This window comes from Rhodococcus sp. IEGM 1306, from assembly GCF_036541985.1.
Taxonomy (GTDB): Bacteria; Actinomycetota; Actinomycetes; order Mycobacteriales; family Mycobacteriaceae; genus Rhodococcus_F; species Rhodococcus_F qingshengii.
The window spans coordinates 346,873-363,680 of the sequence record NZ_JAZHFF010000004.1; the positions used below are offsets into that span (position 1 = coordinate 346,873).

The following is a 16,808-nucleotide window of genomic DNA, read 5'->3' on the forward strand; positions in this document are numbered from 1 at the left end:
TCCAACATGTCTGAAGCTGCACTCACTCGTTCCCAGGTTGCCGCGATGGTGGACCACACTCTCCTCAAACCCGAAGCCACCGCGGCCGATGTGACCGCCCTGATCGACGAGGCGCGCAGCCTCGGTGTGCTGGCTGTCTGCGTCTCGCCGTCGATGTTGCCGATTCGCGCCGACGGACTGGTGACGGCGGCCGTCGTCGGATTCCCGTCGGGGAAGCATCATTCACTGGTCAAGGGTGCCGAGGCGCGACTGGCCGTCGATCAGGGCGCAGCCGAGATCGACATGGTCATCGACGTGGGAGCGGCGGTCGCGGGCGACTACAGCGCTGTGCTCGCAGACATCCTCACCGTCCGTGAGGCGATGGGGGAGAGTGCGATCCTCAAGGTGATCCTCGAAACCGCAGCGCTGTCCGACGAGGCCATCGTCGAATGCTGCCGCGCAGCCGTGCGCGCCGGGGCGAACTTCGTCAAGACCTCCACCGGATTCCACCCTGCAGGTGGGGCAACCGTCGAGGCCGTCAGACTGATGGCGCAAACCGTCGGCCCGGGCGTGGGAGTCAAGGCCAGTGGCGGAATACGTACGACGCAGGCCGCACTCGACATGATTGCAGCCGGCGCCACCCGCCTCGGATTGTCCGGAACCCGAGCAGTATTGGACGGTCTGACCGACTAGGTCAGCAGGCCGCAGCTGTCCGGCACCGCCGAGGTGTTCTGGTTGTTCGCGTCGGCGACGGGCATGGCGTAAGCGCCGCCCTCCAGTGAGATCTGGATCGCGTCGTCGGTGACGGTCAGCTTCGTGGGCTTCATGTCCAGCGGGTATGTCTGCAGGCTGTCGGTGAGTGTCTGAACGATGCCGTCGACCAGGTCGGTCGGCAGACCCAATCCCAGAATCTCGGCGCCGACGGTCTGAACGTCGACTACGCCGTTGGTGACGGTGGGCTTGACTGTCAGCTTCGCGAGCCCGACCGGTCCGACGTCGAAAGCGAGTGTTCCGGCGCTCGAGTCGGCGGTGACGCCGGAGACGAGGCCACCGAAGGTCTGCTCCTGCAAGGTGGCGAGAATGCCTGCGGTAGACCAGGTGACGTCGGCGCTGGAGCTGCCGATGGTGCCGCTGTTACCCGCCGAAGGCTGCAAGTTGATGTCGTTCACCTTCGCGTGAACCTGCATTCCCGTTGCGGGGCCGAACGAAGAGTCGTCACTGTCGATGCTGATGTACGGCACCTTCTTGTCGACTGCCTGCAGGAGCACGGGCTTCCAGCTCAACCCGACGTCGACCTGGGATCCCAGTTCGCTCTGGAACTGATCGGCCATGCAGGTCTTCACCTGGTTGCGTACGTACAGTTCTCCACCGACGAGTGCCGCGACGAGTACGGCGATCACCACGAGAAGGATGATGAGCACTCGGTTGCGCGGACGAGGGTTGTTCGCTGCGACAGTCATTCGCCAGATTCTTCCCGACGAGTCTGAACGAACTCTGTGAATACGCACTTCCTCATTCCTGTGATGCGCGACACAGTCGCCCGTAGTCTGTTCGAAACGGCGTTTTCGACGGTCACCGGAGGTGGTCATGGCTTCGGACTACGAGTCACTCGAGCTGCTGGCGCTGCGACAGTGCGGATTTGTCACGGCTCTCCAGGCATCGGAACTGGGTTTCGGTCTGGCGTTGATGGAAGAAATGACGGAATCCGGAACATGGACATGTGAGTGCCGTGGACTCTTTCGTCTCGAACGCGTCAGGCATACTGCCTTGGACGAGTTCGCGAAGTGGTGCACGTGGTTCGCCGGTAGTGCCACCGTCTCGCACTACAGCGCCGCTGACCTCCATGGCCTCGGGCACCTGCAACCTCGTTTCATTCACCTCTCGATAGCTCACCCTCTCGCGGCGCCCACCCGGCAGGTGGCACTGCACCGACTGCCGCTTGCGGACGACGAGTGCGAACAGATCGGGCCCATCCGCATCACCACGCCTTTGCGTACCGTGCACGACCTCGCTTCGGGTGGAATCTCTCAAGTCCTGCTCAATGAAGTAGTCGCCGATGCCGTAGCGATAGGCCGACTCGACGCGCACGAGTTGTATCTCTCGTGTGAGAACGCGAGTGTCGACGTTGCCGTTCGGGTGGAGTTGGCGCTTGCCGCAAGCCTGTAGTCGAGAGAGATCTTCGAGGCTCCTGCGACCTTCTGGCATCACGCCCGAAAACGAATATGACGCCGATATCAGAGATTGGTAATTCGCTATTTTCGGGCGAACATTGTGTCTTTAGCGCAGGTAAGAATGCATCCGAATGGGCGGTTCGGGACGTTCAGCCCACTGTTGCTGCAGTTCGGCGATGTCGCCGATGAACTAAATCTGCGAAAAGCGTAGTTACTTTACAGTCAATGGGATAACGTCACGGCATCGAAAGCAGACGGACGCTTGTCCTGGACGCCTGTCTGCCCCCGTTTGTCGAGAGGGATGTGGATGTCCGTGAGTGGTGTTCGTCGCGTTGTCGGTGGTTTGAGTGTGTTTGCTGTTGCTGCGGGGTTTGCGGTGGTTGCGGGTGTTGGGGTTGCTGGTGCGGCTCCGGTGACGGCGGAGTTCAATTCGAGTGGTTACAAGATCACACGAACGATCAGTAACGCGACCCCGTCGGAAGGTGATGTGATCACCTCTACGACAGTGTTCAAGCGGACCGACTTTGTGGTCAATTACCTCTACGCGGTTCGGGATTTTCATCCGTCGTGCATGACGTATGTCGAGGGCTCGGCGAAGGTGAACGGGAAGGCCTATTCCCCGGAAACGCCGGTAAGCGCTGATTCTGTGCGTGTGAGCGCGAGCATCACGGATTGGCCGTTGTATCAGAACAATACGAAGTCTTTCGAGTTTCAGTATCGAGTCGGCGCAGGGTGTGAGCGCGGGACCGATCTGGCAAGCACAGTGCATTTCGACGGTTCGGCTTGGGTGAACGACACGACAAATGGTCGTGGTCCTTCGGTCAAGGTTCAGAAGAACGTCTCGACGACGACCTTGGCTGGGGTCGGTGGCGCTCAGGTGGGGCAGTCTGTTGCGCTGAGTGCGACGGTGACTGGTGGTGCCGACGGTGATCAGGTGGAGTTCTTCGACGCCGGTTCCAAGATCGGTGCGGGCACTCTTGCCAATGGTGTTGCAACACTTGCCTGGACGCCGACCACCCGTGGAGACCACTCGATCACAGCGAAGTTCGCCGACACGGCGCGCGCAGTCGGTTCCGCTTCGGCACCGGTGAATGTGAACGTTTCGCAGGCCGATGCTCAGTCCAGCACCACTCTGGCGCCGATCTCGGGCGCGCAGGTCGGCAAGTCGACCACTCTCAAAGCGACTGTGTCCGCGTCGGGCACCGGCGGAACGGTCACGTTCAAGGTCGGCGGAACAGTGCTTGCTTCGGTGCCGGTGGCGGGCAACGGTGAAGCGACGTATGCCTGGGTTCCGACGGCTGCAGGTGCGCAGACCGTCGAGGCTGTGTTTGCCGGCCGATCCGGCGTCACCGGATCGAGCACCACCACGAATGTGACAGTTGCCGAACAGCCCGCCGGAACAACAAGCTCCACAACAGATCTCAGCGTAGCGGCGGGGCAGGTCGGCGTTGCACAGACGATCTCCGCTCAGATCAGTCCTGCAAATGCCGGTGGCACAGTCACTTTCAAGGACGGCGAGACCGTCATCGGCACGGCGACGGTCGACTCCTCCGGAAAAGCCAGCATCTCGTGGAAGCCGTCAACTCAGGGGCAGCGAATTGTCGCGGCGGAGTACTCGGGCGCCGGCACGGTGACGGCATCCTCCGATCAGGTCTCCGTCCAGATCGCCGCACCGGTCGACGGTGAAGAACCAGGAAACGGCACCGGTTCGCTCGGCAGCCTCGGCAACATCTTCGGCTCCTAGCAATCGATACCCGGTGATGCCCCGCCCGCTTCAGGTGGTGGGGCATCACCCATATCCCTCACTTCTCGAGAAGGAAAATCTATGTCTGTAGGTTCTGCACGTCGTGCAGTTGCAGGTTTGAGTGTGTTTGCTGTTTCTGCGGGTTTTGCCGTGGTTGCGGGTGTCGGTATCGCAGGAGCTGCACCAGAGACACCAGGTTCGTTGACGTGGAATGCGAACAACTACGAATACACGCGGACCATCAGCAATGTGACTCCGTCCGAGGGTGAGACGATCACCGTGAAGACTGTGTTCAAGCGAAAAAACATCGTCGTGGATTACCTGTACGCGATCAAGGATGTTCATCCGACGTGTCTGACGTACGTCGAGGGTTCGGCAAAGGTGAACGGTTCGGCGCGGAGTGTCGAGTCCAAGGGTGCTGATTTTGTTCGTGTGAAGGGGTCACTGACAGAGTGGCCGCTGTATAACAACGACTCGAAGACTTTCGAGTTCAAGTACACGGTGGGCGCCGATTGCGCGCGGGACGTGCCGTTGGATACCTCGGTGCACTACAACGCATCGGTGACGAGTTCAGATTTCCAGAACAAGGGCCCGGCGGTGACGGTGTCGAAGAACGTATCGACGACGGCACTTGCGCCCGTCGGCGGCGCTCAGGTGGGGCAGTCGGTGTCTTTGAGTGCGACGGTGACCGGTGGTGCTGACGGTGATTCGGTGGAGTTCTTCGACGGTGCCACCAAGATCGGTGCGGGCGCTCTTTCCAATGGTGTTGCAACACTTGCCTGGACAGCTGCTGACGTCCGGACGCACAGCGTAACGGCCAAATATCTCGGTAATGCCAAAGTAGCGACCTCCACGTCGTCGGCAATCGACGTCGTCGTGTCCGAAGCCGACAAGAACACCGCCACCACGATTACCGGTCCCGCGAGTGCGGTCGCAGGTGAGTCCGTAACCCTCGAAGCTTCGGTCTCTCCTGTCCCGGCGGGTGGAACGGTGCAGTTCAAGGACGGTGCAACCGACCTCGGCGGCGCTGTTGCGGTCGACGCCAACGGCAAGGCGTCACTGGCGAATTCCTATGCAGAAGGCGCACATTCGATCGTGGCGGTGTACTCCGGTTCCGGCGTCTACCAAACCTCGACGTCAGCGCCGCATGCTTTGACGGTCGCTCCGGTGGTGGTCGAGGAGAACACCACGACCACTCTCGTCGGTCCGTCGACCGCTTCGACCGGAGAGGCATTGTCGTTCACTGCCTCGGTCTCTACCGGTGCTGCAGGTGGCACCGTGCAGTTCAAGGAAGGTGGCAGGGATCTGGGCCCCTCGGTTCCCGTGGACGCCGCGGGTAAGGCGACAACCATGCCGACCTTCAACGTGGCGGGCGAGTACAGCATCACCGCAGTATTCTCGGGTTCGGGCAACTACCTGGGGTCGACGTCGAACACCCAGACTGTGAACGTCAAGGCGCCGGCTCCCACCGACCAGCAGACCCAGACGGTCTTGACAGTTCCGGCGGATGCGAAAACCGGTACGGCAGTGGGTCTCTCCGTGACGGTCACTCCGTCGCCGGTGGGTGGCACGGTGCAGTTCAAGGACGGCTCGGGCAATCTCGGCTCGGCGGTGCCGGTCGTAGACGGCAAAGCGTCGATCATGCACGAGTTCGCGAGCGTTGGCACTCACGACATCACGGCGGTGTACTCGGGTGCAGCAGGATTTCTCACCTCTACCTCGGCCGCGCAAACGGTTTCGGTCACAGCTCCGGCTGCGGAGGATCAGGAAACGTCCATCACCGTGAGCGCTCCGACGTCAGCGGTCAAGGGCGCGAAGGTCGATCTTGTTGCGGCAGTTGTTCCTACGCTCAGTGCGGGAACGGTCCAGTTCATGGACGGAACCACCCCGATCGGCGGACCGGTTGCGGTAGTGAACGGCAAGGCCACGCTCTCGCATACCTTCACCGAACTCGGTGATCGCCGAATCACCGCGGTGTTCAGCGGAACCGACGGCTACCTCGGTTCCGAGACCCAGACTGCAGTCACTGTCAAGGTCACGGCAGAGTCCGACGGCGGAGAGCCCGGCAACGGCGGCAGTTCGACCGGTTCGCTCGGAAGCCTGGAAAACATCTTCGGGTCCTAGCCCGACGCTTGCACGAAGACGCCCCGCCGCGGAGAGAACCTCCGCGGCGGGGCGTTTCACGTCGGCGACTTCAGGGGTTCGGCGCCACCACATGCCAGGGCACCGTCAAGATGCAGTCGCGAAGGCGACGTCGCGCCGGTTGAACGGGAATTCCCTGCGCCCGAAGAATCTCCAAGGCAGCGGCCCAGCGGTGGCGAGGGCCGAAGGAGGCGTGCGGCGCGGCAGTTGCCCAGGCTCGATCGGCAGCGCTGAGCAGTGCATGGATCGGCTCGCCCGGAACGTTGCGGTGGATGAGGGCCTTCGGGAGACGTTCGGCGATGTCGGAAGGGCGATCGATGTCGAAGGGATCCCATGCCAGTGTCAGGGTCAAGGGACGATCGGCGTCGAGAAGCACCCAGGCGCAACGCCTCCCGAGTTCGTCGCAGGTTCCGTCGAGTAGCAGTCCGCCTGGTGCGAGGCCGGACTGGATGTGCGACCAGGCCGAACCCACGGCGTCCTCCGGGTACTGCCGGAGCACGTTGAAGGCGCGTACGAAAACGGGTGTGAGACCGGCCAGTTCGAATCCACCACGGGCGAAGCTGACACCGTCACGACTCTCGACCACGCGGGCAGGGTCGATCTCGAGGCCGATGACGCGTCGATCCCGCCGGACAGCGGTGAGGCGGCTTGCCATCTCGAAGGTGGTGTCCGGCCTCGCTCCGTATCCGAGGTCGACGATCAACGGATCGGCTGCGTTGTTCAGGGCATGCGCAATCGTCCGGTTGTGGACGATCCACCGGTCACTACGGCGTAGTCGGTTGATCCCCGTCGTGCCACGGGTGATGACCCCCTCGATCTTCGGGGGTGGAGCCTTCTTCACGACGGCTTCAGCGAGCGGCGAGCCAGGTCGCCGTGACCTGAGCTTCGGTGCGGAACAGATCGACGAGGTTGATGAGCATGAGCTGTTCCAACTTCGCGCCGATGAACGGTATGAATACCTTGGCCTCGGACGTGGTTCGTAGCGTGGACCCGGTATCGGTGGCGAACAACTCCATGGTTCCGGACAGACTTCCCGGACCGGCCGGGATCGAAGCCTCGTATGTGCCGGTCACGGTGTCACCGAAGGCGCCGTACGACTCCTTACGGGTGATGACCAGGTCCTTCTTCATCACAGTCTGTGCGATGTCCGGCAAATCGGTACGCGGAAGAATGTGGTGGAGCACGAGATCGATTCCGGAATCGGTGACCTCGAAATGTTCGACATGGTTCTCGGAATGCTTGCGCATCTCGTCGACGCGGGCCTCCCAGTACGAGCGGTCCGCCAGCGCCGCGTAGACCTGCTCGGGGGAGTGCTGATAGCGGGCGGAGTAGTCGATGCGGCGAGCCATGATCGGAAAGAATACCGGTTACGCGCTGTGACAAGGCAAATTGGCTGTATCGACAAACTGTCGCCGCCCGCAGCGAATTACTTCGCGATCCACTCCCGGGTGAAGTCCTGCTCGGCCTGGATGAGCCGGACAACCTCGTCGACAATCGCGCTTTCGATCTTTCCGCCGAGGAACGGGATCTTGACCTCGACCTCACCGTCGATCTCGAGAGTGGCGGAGTTCTCGTCACCCGTCAGGACCTGAGTGCCCTCGATACGGGCGGGAACGCCGTCGACGTGGGCGGAGAAGGTGCCGGTGGCCTTGCCGTCCTTGAACGGCGCCATCGTTTCGCTGCGTTTGATGACGATGTCGCCGTTGACAACCTTCGACACCATGCTCGGGAGGTGTTCGGCGGCAATGATCTGCGACATCGTGACCGCGACGGTCTCGTCGCGCACGGTCAGCTCTTCGATCGTTGCGCCGGGACCGCCGACAGCGACGATTCGGTCGCGCCAGTACTGCTCGGAGGTCACCGCCTCATGGACCTTCTCGGCGGGGACTGTGTACTTCGACGAATGCTCGATGCGACGGCTCACGATTGTGGAGGCTACCGTTTATCGATGTGTGGGACGTAACCATTGGCAGACGCGTCGTGGAATCAGGCGCTTTCGTGTCCGAGAACGTTGACTTGTCGGGATTGACGACGCTCCGAATCGGGGGACCGGCGCGGCTGCTCGCCGAATGCCCGACGACGCAGTCGTTGATCGACGTCGTGACGCTGCTCGATCGCGAGCAGATCCCGACGCTGATTCTCGCCGGCGGGTCCAATCTCGTGATCTCCGACGCGGGATTCGACGGAGTTGTCGTTCGTGTGGCCAACACCACCGTGAGCCTCGACACGGACCGCGTCGTCGCCGAAGCGGGCGCAGTGTGGGACGAAGTAGTCGGCCAATCCGTCGCCGCGGAACTGGGCGGCCTCGAATGTCTGTCCGGGATTCCGGGCTCGACCGGTGCGACGCCGGTGCAGAACGTCGGCGCGTACGGCGTCGAGGTTGGCTCGCGGCTCCGGCAGGTTCAATTGCTCGACCGACGCAGCGGGGAAGTGTCGTGGGTCGAACCGTCGACACTCGAATTGGGTTATCGGTCGAGCGTTCTCAAGCATTCGGATGCAGCACTGGTTCTGGCCGTCGAATTCGACGCGTCGACCGACGGATTGAGCGCCCCGCTCGCGTACCGCGAACTGTTCACTGCACTCGGCGCCGAGGAAGGCGCGCGGTTGCCTGCGTCGCAGGTCCGCGAGGCAGTTCTGGAGTTGCGGACCGGTAAGGCGATGGTCCTCGATCCGTTCGACCACGACACCTGGAGCGCGGGTTCCTTCTTCACCAACCCCGTGGTGCCGGAGGCGGAGCTGCCTGCTGTGCTCGGGGCCATCACCGAACAGCTCGGAGACGTCACCGTGCCACAGTTCCCCGGCAGTGGTGGAACCAAGCTCTCGGCCGGATGGTTGATCGAACGGGCCGGATTCTCGAAGGGTTATCCCGGCGAAGATGCACCGGCCAGGCTGTCGACCAAACACACCTTGGCGTTGACCAACAGAGGGTCCGCAACAAGTGCGGATGTGGTCTCGCTCGCGCAGACAGTGCGCGACGGCGTCGAGGCCGCGTTCGGCGTCCGGCTGGAACCGGAACCGGTAACTGTGGGCTGCACCATCTGATTCCTGACAGAGCCCGCAGGTAGCCTGTTGAAGTGCATGAGCTGGGTGGTCGGAGAAGTCGTTCGCGTCTTGTTGCGTTGGTAGCTGTTTTACTCGCTGTGATGGTGGCCGTAGTCGGCTGCACGATCGGCGGCAAGGACGGACAGGGCGGCGCGGCCGCCGCCGAACCGGCCCCGGTCGCGACCGTGGTGTCGACGCCCGCACCAGGCACCAAAGACGTCAGCCCGGTAGCTCCCGTCTCGGTAGCGGTGACCCAGGGAACACTGTCGGACGTCAATCTCAGCAACGCGGCCGGTAAGGCCGTCGCCGGGCAACTGTCGCCTGACAAGACAACCTTCACCGTCAGTGAGGCACTCGGCTACGGCACCACGTATTCGTGGTCGGGTGCGGCAACCGGAACCGACGGCAAAGCGGTGCCGGTTCAGGGGAGCTTCACGACGGTTGCCCCGGAGTCGACCACCGGCGCCACCCTCAACATCGCCGACGGCCAGGAAGTTGGTATCGCGGCACCGATCACGTTGCAGTTCGACAACTCCGTCGTCGACAAGGCGGCCGTCGAGAAGGCGCTTGTCGTGACCACCGTGCCGCCCACCGCCGGATCGTGGGCATGGCTGGCCGACGACAACGGCGGATCACGGGCCCATTGGCGTCCGGCCGATTACTGGGTGCCGGGCACAACTGTCCATCTGGACGCCAAGCTCTACGGCCTGAACTACGGCGGTGGCGCCTTCGGTGACCAGGATCTCACGCTCGACTTCACGATCGGTCGTAGCCAGATCGTCAAGGCGAACGCGCCGAGCCACCGCATGCAGGTGGTGCGCGACGGTCAGACGATCATGGACATTCCCGTCAGCTACGGCGAGGGAAACGAACCTCGAAACGTCACGCGCAGCGGCATTCACATGGTGACGGAGAAGTACGAAGACTTCATGATGTCCAATCCGCCGTTCTACGAGAACGTGCGTGAGCGTTGGGCGGTGCGCATCTCCAACAACGGCGAATTCATCCACGCCAATCCTGAAACCACCGGGGTGCAGGGCTCGTCGAACGTCACGAACGGTTGCATCAATCTGTCGACGTCCGACGCGCAGGAGTACTTCGGAACGGCTCTCTACGGTGACCCCGTCGAGGTGACCGGCACGTCGATCGACCTGTCTCCTGCGGACGGCGACATCTACGACTGGGCGATAGATCTGCCGACCTGGAAGTCGATGTCTGCACTGGCTTAGATTTCTCCTGCTGTGAACCGAGAAATCGGTGGACGAAGGGAACCGTCCGTGCTCTGCATCCGTCAGTACAGGTAAGTGCTGTCGGCTCGGGGAGTCTGACGGGGATCTTCGACTTCAGGGGGACAGCGGTGGGCATTCCATTTCTGGAAGACGTGCTGGGAAGGATCTCCGAAGCGACGCGGGCCGTGCCTCCCGGCGTGGCGGCATTGCCGGTTGTCGGCACTCCCATCGCGAGCGCAATCGCTACATCTGCTCTGGTTCAATCCGTGACCGACGACCGCGGAGCGTTCGACGACGAGATGGCTGCTGCGACTGCTGACGCCGATGCGGAGCGCGCACGGGCCTGGGGCGAGCGCGATGCCCTCTCCGCTCAGACCTCGTCGCTGCAGTACAGCGAACATGCAATCGTGGACGACGATCCGTTCGACGCGATGTCGCACTCCGAAATCTTCGATCACGTCAACGAGATGGATCCGGCAACCCTGAGCGCAATCGGCGAGGCCTGGAAGGCAATTGCCGGTCGGGTGGAAGCCGGCATCGGGAAGTTCCGGAGCGATGTGAACGGCGCGATCACCGAAGGCTGGCAGGGGCGGGGCGGCTCGGCGGCGTTGGAAGCCGTGCTGGCCTACTCGGCAGATGCGGGTGAGCTGAAGGTGCGGGTCGACCTGATCTCGAACAAGATCGAGGAGGCGAAGATCGCACTCCACGAGGCCAAACGCTCGATTCCGGCACCCGACGGCGCCTCGACGGTCGAGATGATCCTCAGCATGGTTCCCGGGGCTACGTGGAAGCAGGCCCAATACGAAGCGGAAGAAGCCGAACGTCAAGCGCGTCAGGTGATGAAGGACGTGTATCTGCCGTACATGAAGCGTGCGGACGACCAGGTGCCCATCCTCCCGGCCGCGTTCAATCTGGTCACCGGCAGTGGAGGGGCTGGGGGCGGCGCATTCGGTGGCGGTGGTTCCGGCGGCGGGAACACGTCGGGTTCGGGGAACGGACTCGGCGCGCCATTTACATCGGGTGGCGGAGTTGGTGGAGGAGCGGACGGTGGAGACCTCGGCGGTGCAAACCCGGCCGGAGACGGTTCCGGTCAGAACCCATCCGGCACCGCTTCCGAACGTGGTGACAACCGTAGCGGCGTTGATGCTCAAGGGAATTCGGGTGCCGATGCTGCCCGGTTCGCAAACGATTCCGGCCCGGCCGGGACTGCCGCGGCACATGCCGGCCCACTGCCGTCCGGTGCATTGCCAGGTGGCCTGGCAGGTGCAACTCCGAATGGTGCCCAGCTCGGTTCCGGAGTGCCTTCAGGCCTCATGGGTAGCGGTTCGGGTGGTGGTTCCGCAGGTGGAATCGGTACCGGCGGCTTCGGGCCTGTCGGAACCGGAGGTGGCGCTCTCGGGCCTGGCGGCTCCGGCGGCTCCGGCGGCCTCGCCGGTGGCGGACGTGGGGGCGTCAACGGAACTGGCGGTACCTCGGCGTCGGGCGCGCAGAGCGGTCGGGGCGCGATGGGTGGCGTCGGCGGCATGGCACCGGGACGCGGACAAGGACACGACGAAGACAACGTTCACGACACCCCCGGCTACCTCGTCACGGTCGAGAACGGCAACGCCCTGATCGGCGACCTGCCCATGGTCTCTCCGGCGGTGTTGGGCGAATGACGACCACGCGGTGGCAGTTCACCGGCCTCGAATTCTCGATCCTCTGGGAAGCGATCGGACGCGACCGACTCCCGTACCCGCTGCGATTTCGTCCGGCGGCCGAAACCATGGACGAGCTGACAGCGCAGCGTCGTCGAGCGGGAGCGCACCTGTCTTGCGTACTCGACGATCGGCTGCATCACGTTCTCGGTGTTCTTGCGAATCCTGATGCTCGCGTGGAGGTTTCCGGTTTTCACGGACAGAGAATGAGCACGGCGACGCGATTGCACGGTGCTGTCGCCGGCGACCTGGGTGTGCTCCTGGCTCAACTGCCCGGCAGGACTGTCGACTGTGGCTCCGACGTGGTTCTCACCGTGGCACGGCCATCGGCAATTCCACGGATGCTCGTCGATCACCTGCCGACCTGCCCCGCCGGATCGGAGCGTGGGGTGAGCATCGAAACGTCGAAACCTAGTGGTAAACAGGGTTTTCTGCGCAGTGTCGACGGTGCGCGAGCGAGTGAGGAAGTGAGCAGGTTCTTCGGCCGAGAGCGGACCTCGATCGGTGAAGTCACTGTATATCCGGGCGGAGCCGTCGACAGCAGGCCGACCGACGACGGCATGACTTTCCACTGGTACGACTATGCCGGTGACGGTCGGTACATCATCACCGCCGGTGAAACAGTGACTGCCCGCAGCGCTTCCGCGGAAATGACGGAGGCCGAGATTGCACGCAATCTCGGCCTCGTCCTGCACCGGGCGATTCGGACTGGTTAGCCAGAGTTGTTCGAACTAGCTGGTGGTGCGGTGGAACCGACCGGGGCTTGCCTGATCCCGCGGCTTGACGACGATCTGATCGAGGTTCACGTGTGACGGCCTGGACGCGACGAAACCGATGATCTCGGCGATGTCCTGCGCCACCAACGGTGTGATTCCCTCGTACACCTTGTCGGCCTTGTCCTGATCACCTTCGAACCGGACGAGTGAGAATTCGGTCTCCACTGCTCCGGGCGCGATTTCGGTCAGACGAACGGGCTTACCCAAGAGTTCACCGCGCAATGTCCGATGAAGGACGGCTTGAGCGTGCTTGGCGGTGGTGTAGCCCGAACCGTTGTCGTATGCCTCCAGCGCCGCTACCGAGGTGATGGTCACGACCAGACCGTCACCCGAATCGATCAGCTTGGGCAGCAGTGCTTTCGTCACACGCAACGTGCCCAGGACATTGGTCTCCCACATCCATCGCCAGTCGTCCAGATCGGCGTCCAGGACCGTCGCCAGGCCCTTCGCGCCACCGGCGTTGTTGACCAGCACGTCGACACGGGGGACCACGGCGGCAAATGCGTCGACGGAATCCTCGTCGGTGACGTCGAGTTCGAGCGCGGTACCACCGATCTCCTCGGCGATCTTCTCGAGACGATCGACGCGGCGAGCACCGATCACGACGTGGAATCCCTGAGCTGCCAGGGTGCGGGCGGTGGCCTCACCGATTCCGGAGCTGGCTCCGGTGACTACGGCGATGCGGGCATCGGAAGAAATGGTCATGACGCAATCGTAGGGCTAGTCGGCGGCATACTCTGCTTCCCGTTCGATGGATTCAATGTGACGACGCGGTACCTTGACCGGGCCGGGGGTGTAGGTGACGGCGCGCAGCGCCCCGCTGTACCGGAATGGTCCGTGGCGCCGTCGTACTTCCCACGACACAGGTCCTCTGGCGTCGACCCCGACCGAGATGCCGGTCCACGGCGCCATCCCGACCAGTTGTACTTGCCCGAGCAGTTGGCCCGCGTGAATGCCGTCGACGCTGACGTGGAGATCCCAACGCAACCGCGGTAACACCGCCACGGACACGTCGATTCGCTTGGTGCCGACCGGCAATGGCCCCGCATCGACCACGGAGTAGGAACCGAAGGCGTTGTATCCGAGATGCAGGTTGCCGTCCTCGACGTAGAGAAGATATCCACCTTGTGGATCCCCATGGGCGACAAGGACGCCGGCGTCGCCTTCGCGGTAACCGTCGAGTTCGATCGTGATGTCGAAGTCACGGAACCCGATCAGTTTGGATGAGCGGTAGCGCTCCAGTGGGGGCGTTCCCGCAAGTAGACGCACCGGGCGTGAGAGTGCCTCCTCCTCCGGACGGCGAACCGCGCCGACGGTATTGCCCAGTAGAGGAAACACGGTGTTCGCCCACGCCGAGTGGTCCCAGGCCTCGGCGAGTTCGCGAACTTTGTCGGGAAACCGTGATGCGAGGTCGTCGAGCTCGGTCGGGTCGGTTCGGACGTCGAACAATTGCCAGTGCGGTTTGTCGATGTCAGCTGGAGCGAGCGCCAGCAGTTTCCATCCGTCCTTGTAGTAGCCGCGGATTCCGGTCACCTCGGTGTACTGCTCGGTGTGGGTACTCGGAGCGGTGGGTGAACGCAGAACCGGCGCGCTCGACGCGCCGTCGAACTCCTTGACAGGCAGCCCGTTTCGCACGGTGGGGGTTTCGATTCCGGCCAGTTCGAGAAGCGTCGGCGTCAGGTCGGTGACATACGCGAACTGGTCGCGGATCCCGTTGTCGCCCGCTTCGGGTTTCAGTCCCGCGGGCCAGGACAGGAGGAAGGGAACACGGATTCCACCGGCAAAGGATTGCCCTTTGTAGAACCGGAAGGGGGTGTTGGACGTCTGCCCCCATCCACGTGGATAGTGCACGCCCAATTCAGGTCCGCCGATGAGGGATTCGTCGTGGGGGACATCGCCGACCCAGTCTGGATCCTGGATATGCGCGAACTGCGCGAAGTAGCTTCGAGTCCCGTCCGAACCGCCCTCGGCGGTGCCGCCGTTGTCCGAGGTGAAGACGATGATCGTGTTGTCGAGTTCGCCCAGTTCGTCCAGGGTGTCGACGATGCGTCCGACGCTCTGATCGATCGAGTCGACCATCGCCGCGTACACCTCCATGTAGCGGGCGAACCGAGACCGCACCTCCGGCGTGAGCGAATCCCATTCGGGCACGTCGAACCCGGGTTCGGAGTTACGCGGTGCCTGTCGTGTCCCCTCCGGAAAGAGTCCCTGCAGTAGCTGAGAGGCGAACCGCGACTCGCGGATTCGATCCCAGCCCTCGTCGTAGCGACCGCGGTATTTCGCTTGATCGGCGGGTTTGGCCTGCAACGGTCCGTGCATGGCGACGTGTGCGAAGTAAAGGAAGAACGGCTTGTCCTGATCGTGGGCGCGAAGGTCCTTGATGTACCCGACGGCCTTGTCGGTCAGATCGTCGGTGAGGTAGTAGCCCTCGGGATACTCGTCGACGTCGACCACTGAATTGTCGGAGATCAGTTGATTGGGGTAGTAGAAGGAGTTCAGTCCTTCGAGAGAGCCGTAGTAGCGATCGAATCCGCGCTGAGTCGGCCAGGAGTCACGACTTCGTCCGGGGGCGAGGTTTGCGTCGCGCACGAGATGCCACTTGCCCACCGCATAGGTGGCATAGCCTGCGCCGCGGAGGATTTCGGGGAGTGTCTGTACGTCGTCGGCCAATTCCAGGCGCAGTCCGGGGTATCCCGGATCGGCGTTGGCGACGAATCCGTATCCGGCGCGGTGCGGATTGAGGCCGGTGAGAAGAGCGGCGCGCGACGGCGAGCAGAGGGGCGTCGTGTGATAGTTGGTCATTCGAATACCCTGCGCGGCAAGGCGATCGAGGGTCGGAGTCTCGATCTCGGAGCCGAACGGCCCGATGTCGCTGTATCCCATGTCGTCGATCAGAACCACGACGATGTTGGGTGAGCCGGGGGCCGGGGCCGTGGCGGTGGGCCACGACGGGGTCGAATCGGCTGCAGTGCGGCCGATTCGACCCTCGAAGCCTTCGTAGCCGCGCGCGTGCGGCGGAAGGGCGGAATCTGCGTGCGTCATGAGTTGGTCGAGGCACCTTCGATAACCGAGTATTCGGAAGCGTCGCCGGCTATGCTCCGGCTTCGTTCCCCGTGGATGTTGACCGGAATGTCACCGGCAAGTGTGATGCGCTCCAGACGGCGGTACTGGTCGTCGTAGTCGGCGATCGCGTAATGCTGGGTGGCGCGGTTGTCCCAGATCGCGACGTCACCCGCCGCCCAGTTCCATCGCGTCGTGTACTCGAGCTTGATGGCGTGGTCCTGCAAGAGTTTGAACACACCGTTCGACTGTTCGGTGCTCAACCCGACGAAGTTCTTGACAAAATGTCCGAGGACGAGCGTGCGCTCTCCGGTTTCGGGGTGTACACGCACCACCGGGTGTTCCGTCTCGAAGTACGTGGACTGGAACTCCTCGCGGTAGGCGGCCGTGCGATCTTCGGTGAGCCGCTCGGCGCTGGTGGCCGCGTAGTCGTAGACGTTCGTGTGACGGGCCCAGAGGTTCTCCGCGAGTGCCTTGAGCGGATCCGGCAGTCCGTTGTACGCGGCTACCCCCGACGCCCACGTGGTGGAACCGCCGTACTCGGGGAGCTGCACCGCGCGCAGGATCGAGGCCTTGGGGATGCGATCGACGAAGGTGACGTCGGTGTGCCAGCTGTTGGCCTTGCCCAGGTCCGAATCGATGGGCAGAACTTTTGCGCCGTGCGACTTCACCGTGGGGTGGGCAGTGGTCGGGGTGCCCAGTAGCTGGGCGAACTCGTACTGCGAATCGTTGTCGAGGTGGTCCTGCCCGCGGAAGAAGATCACCTTGTGCTCGAGAAGGGCCTGTCGGATGAGTGAGATCGTCGCCGGGTCGAGGTGCCCGCCGAGAGTGATTCCGTCGATTCGGGCGCCGATATGCGCGCCGAGGGTGGTGACAGTGCCGCGAGCGGCGTCAGCAGCCACCCCGTTCGTTGATGCCGTGTTCGTGAGAGTCGGCTTGGCGAAAGCTGTAGACATGGTGCACCTTTC

The 16,808-nt window shown here is 63.1% G+C and carries 15 protein-coding genes; 8 read left to right on the forward strand and 7 right to left on the reverse strand.

The window, feature by feature from the left end:
• The first annotated feature begins 6 nt into the window (after positions 1 to 6).
• Complete coding sequence (deoC, locus tag V3587_RS14145) at positions 7 to 672, forward strand: deoxyribose-phosphate aldolase (RefSeq protein WP_095970489.1); 666 nt, start codon at positions 7 to 9, stop codon at positions 670 to 672.
• Here deoC and V3587_RS14150 read toward each other — a convergent pair.
• Complete coding sequence (locus V3587_RS14150) at positions 669 to 1,439, reverse strand: LmeA family phospholipid-binding protein (RefSeq protein WP_007735358.1); 771 nt, start codon at positions 1,437 to 1,439, stop codon at positions 669 to 671. The two genes, deoC and V3587_RS14150, sit on opposite strands and share 4 nt — an antisense overlap.
• Before the next feature lie 127 nt (positions 1,440 to 1,566).
• On the opposite strand from V3587_RS14150, the gene V3587_RS14155 reads away from it, so the two are divergent.
• The 3 genes from V3587_RS14155 (at position 1,567) to V3587_RS14165 (ending at position 6,018) form a co-directional block, all read left to right on the forward strand.
• Positions 1,567 to 2,145: a type IV toxin-antitoxin system AbiEi family antitoxin domain-containing protein gene (locus tag V3587_RS14155; RefSeq protein WP_095970405.1), complete on the forward strand. Its 579-nt coding sequence runs from the start codon at positions 1,567 to 1,569 to the stop codon at positions 2,143 to 2,145.
• 312 nt (positions 2,146 to 2,457) lie between these two features.
• Complete coding sequence (locus V3587_RS14160) at positions 2,458 to 3,894, forward strand: Ig-like domain-containing protein (protein WP_283376761.1); 1,437 nt, start codon at positions 2,458 to 2,460, stop codon at positions 3,892 to 3,894.
• Between the two features lie 81 nt (positions 3,895 to 3,975).
• Positions 3,976 to 6,018: an Ig-like domain-containing protein gene (locus V3587_RS14165; protein WP_283376760.1), complete on the forward strand. Its 2,043-nt coding sequence runs from the start codon at positions 3,976 to 3,978 to the stop codon at positions 6,016 to 6,018.
• A gap of 70 nt (positions 6,019 to 6,088) precedes the next feature.
• Here V3587_RS14165 and V3587_RS14170 read toward each other — a convergent pair whose 3' ends face one another.
• From V3587_RS14170 to V3587_RS14180, 3 genes are all read right to left on the reverse strand, one after another.
• Positions 6,089 to 6,877, reverse strand: a complete 789-nt coding sequence (locus tag V3587_RS14170) for an SAM-dependent methyltransferase (protein ID WP_095970402.1) — start codon at positions 6,875 to 6,877, stop codon at positions 6,089 to 6,091.
• A 7-nt stretch (positions 6,878 to 6,884) separates the two neighbouring features.
• Positions 6,885 to 7,385: a DUF2505 domain-containing protein gene (locus tag V3587_RS14175; RefSeq protein ID WP_095970401.1), complete on the reverse strand. Its 501-nt coding sequence runs from the start codon at positions 7,383 to 7,385 to the stop codon at positions 6,885 to 6,887.
• A gap of 77 nt (positions 7,386 to 7,462) precedes the next feature.
• Positions 7,463 to 7,960, reverse strand: coding sequence for a DUF2505 domain-containing protein (locus tag V3587_RS14180; protein WP_095970400.1), 498 nt, complete (start codon positions 7,958 to 7,960; stop codon positions 7,463 to 7,465).
• 74 nt (positions 7,961 to 8,034) lie between these two features.
• On the opposite strand from V3587_RS14180, the gene V3587_RS14185 reads away from it, so the two are divergent.
• The 4 genes from V3587_RS14185 (at position 8,035) to V3587_RS14200 (ending at position 12,720) form a co-directional block, all read left to right on the forward strand.
• Positions 8,035 to 9,078: a UDP-N-acetylmuramate dehydrogenase gene (locus V3587_RS14185; protein WP_283376759.1), complete on the forward strand. Its 1,044-nt coding sequence runs from the start codon at positions 8,035 to 8,037 to the stop codon at positions 9,076 to 9,078.
• Positions 9,079 to 9,110: 32 nt separating this feature from the next.
• Positions 9,111 to 10,307 (forward strand): L,D-transpeptidase, encoded by a 1,197-nt coding sequence (locus V3587_RS14190; RefSeq protein ID WP_283376758.1) that lies wholly within the window; start codon positions 9,111 to 9,113, stop codon positions 10,305 to 10,307.
• Positions 10,308 to 10,435: 128 nt separating this feature from the next.
• Positions 10,436 to 11,965 (forward strand): hypothetical protein, encoded by a 1,530-nt coding sequence (locus tag V3587_RS14195; protein ID WP_283376757.1) that lies wholly within the window; start codon positions 10,436 to 10,438, stop codon positions 11,963 to 11,965.
• A complete protein-coding gene (locus V3587_RS14200) occupies positions 11,962 to 12,720 on the forward strand; it encodes an ESX secretion-associated protein EspG (protein ID WP_283376756.1) in 759 nt (252 codons plus the stop codon). The genes V3587_RS14195 and V3587_RS14200 overlap by 4 nt, the downstream gene beginning before the upstream one ends.
• Positions 12,721 to 12,735: 15 nt before the next feature.
• Here the strand turns inward: V3587_RS14200 and V3587_RS14205 are convergent, their stop codons facing one another.
• From V3587_RS14205 to V3587_RS14215, 3 genes are read right to left on the reverse strand one after another with little or no spacing between them, the layout of a single operon-like run.
• A complete protein-coding gene (locus V3587_RS14205; protein ID WP_095970396.1) occupies positions 12,736 to 13,485 on the reverse strand; it encodes an SDR family NAD(P)-dependent oxidoreductase in 750 nt (249 codons plus the stop codon).
• Between the two features lie 15 nt (positions 13,486 to 13,500).
• Positions 13,501 to 15,822 (reverse strand): arylsulfatase, encoded by a 2,322-nt coding sequence (locus V3587_RS14210; RefSeq protein WP_283376755.1) that lies wholly within the window; start codon positions 15,820 to 15,822, stop codon positions 13,501 to 13,503.
• The gene (locus V3587_RS14215) at positions 15,819 to 16,796 is read right to left on the reverse strand and encodes a TauD/TfdA dioxygenase family protein (protein ID WP_095970394.1); all 978 of its coding nucleotides are present in this window, start codon (positions 16,794 to 16,796) and stop codon (positions 15,819 to 15,821) included. Before V3587_RS14215 ends, V3587_RS14210 begins: the two co-directional genes overlap by 4 nt.
• Positions 16,797 to 16,808: the final 12 nt, after the last annotated feature.

What these genes read in the sequence shown, in the direction of transcription:
- deoC (WP_095970489.1), top strand. Translation starts at nt 7, where the DNA reads ATGTCTGAAGCTGCACTCACTCGTTCCCAGGTTGCCGCGATGGTGGAC.
- V3587_RS14150 (WP_007735358.1), bottom strand. Translation starts at nt 1,439, where the DNA reads ATGACTGTCGCAGCGAACAACCCTCGTCCGCGCAACCGAGTGCTCATC.
- V3587_RS14155 (WP_095970405.1), top strand. Translation starts at nt 1,567, where the DNA reads ATGGCTTCGGACTACGAGTCACTCGAGCTGCTGGCGCTGCGACAGTGC.
- V3587_RS14160 (WP_283376761.1), top strand. Translation starts at nt 2,458, where the DNA reads ATGTCCGTGAGTGGTGTTCGTCGCGTTGTCGGTGGTTTGAGTGTGTTT.
- V3587_RS14165 (WP_283376760.1), top strand. Translation starts at nt 3,976, where the DNA reads ATGTCTGTAGGTTCTGCACGTCGTGCAGTTGCAGGTTTGAGTGTGTTT.
- V3587_RS14175 (WP_095970401.1), bottom strand. Translation starts at nt 7,385, where the DNA reads ATGGCTCGCCGCATCGACTACTCCGCCCGCTATCAGCACTCCCCCGAG.
- V3587_RS14200 (WP_283376756.1), top strand. Translation starts at nt 11,962, where the DNA reads ATGACGACCACGCGGTGGCAGTTCACCGGCCTCGAATTCTCGATCCTC.
- V3587_RS14205 (WP_095970396.1), bottom strand. Translation starts at nt 13,485, where the DNA reads ATGACCATTTCTTCCGATGCCCGCATCGCCGTAGTCACCGGAGCCAGC.
- V3587_RS14210 (WP_283376755.1), bottom strand. Translation starts at nt 15,822, where the DNA reads ATGACGCACGCAGATTCCGCCCTTCCGCCGCACGCGCGCGGCTACGAA.
- V3587_RS14215 (WP_095970394.1), bottom strand. Translation starts at nt 16,796, where the DNA reads ATGTCTACAGCTTTCGCCAAGCCGACTCTCACGAACACGGCATCAACG.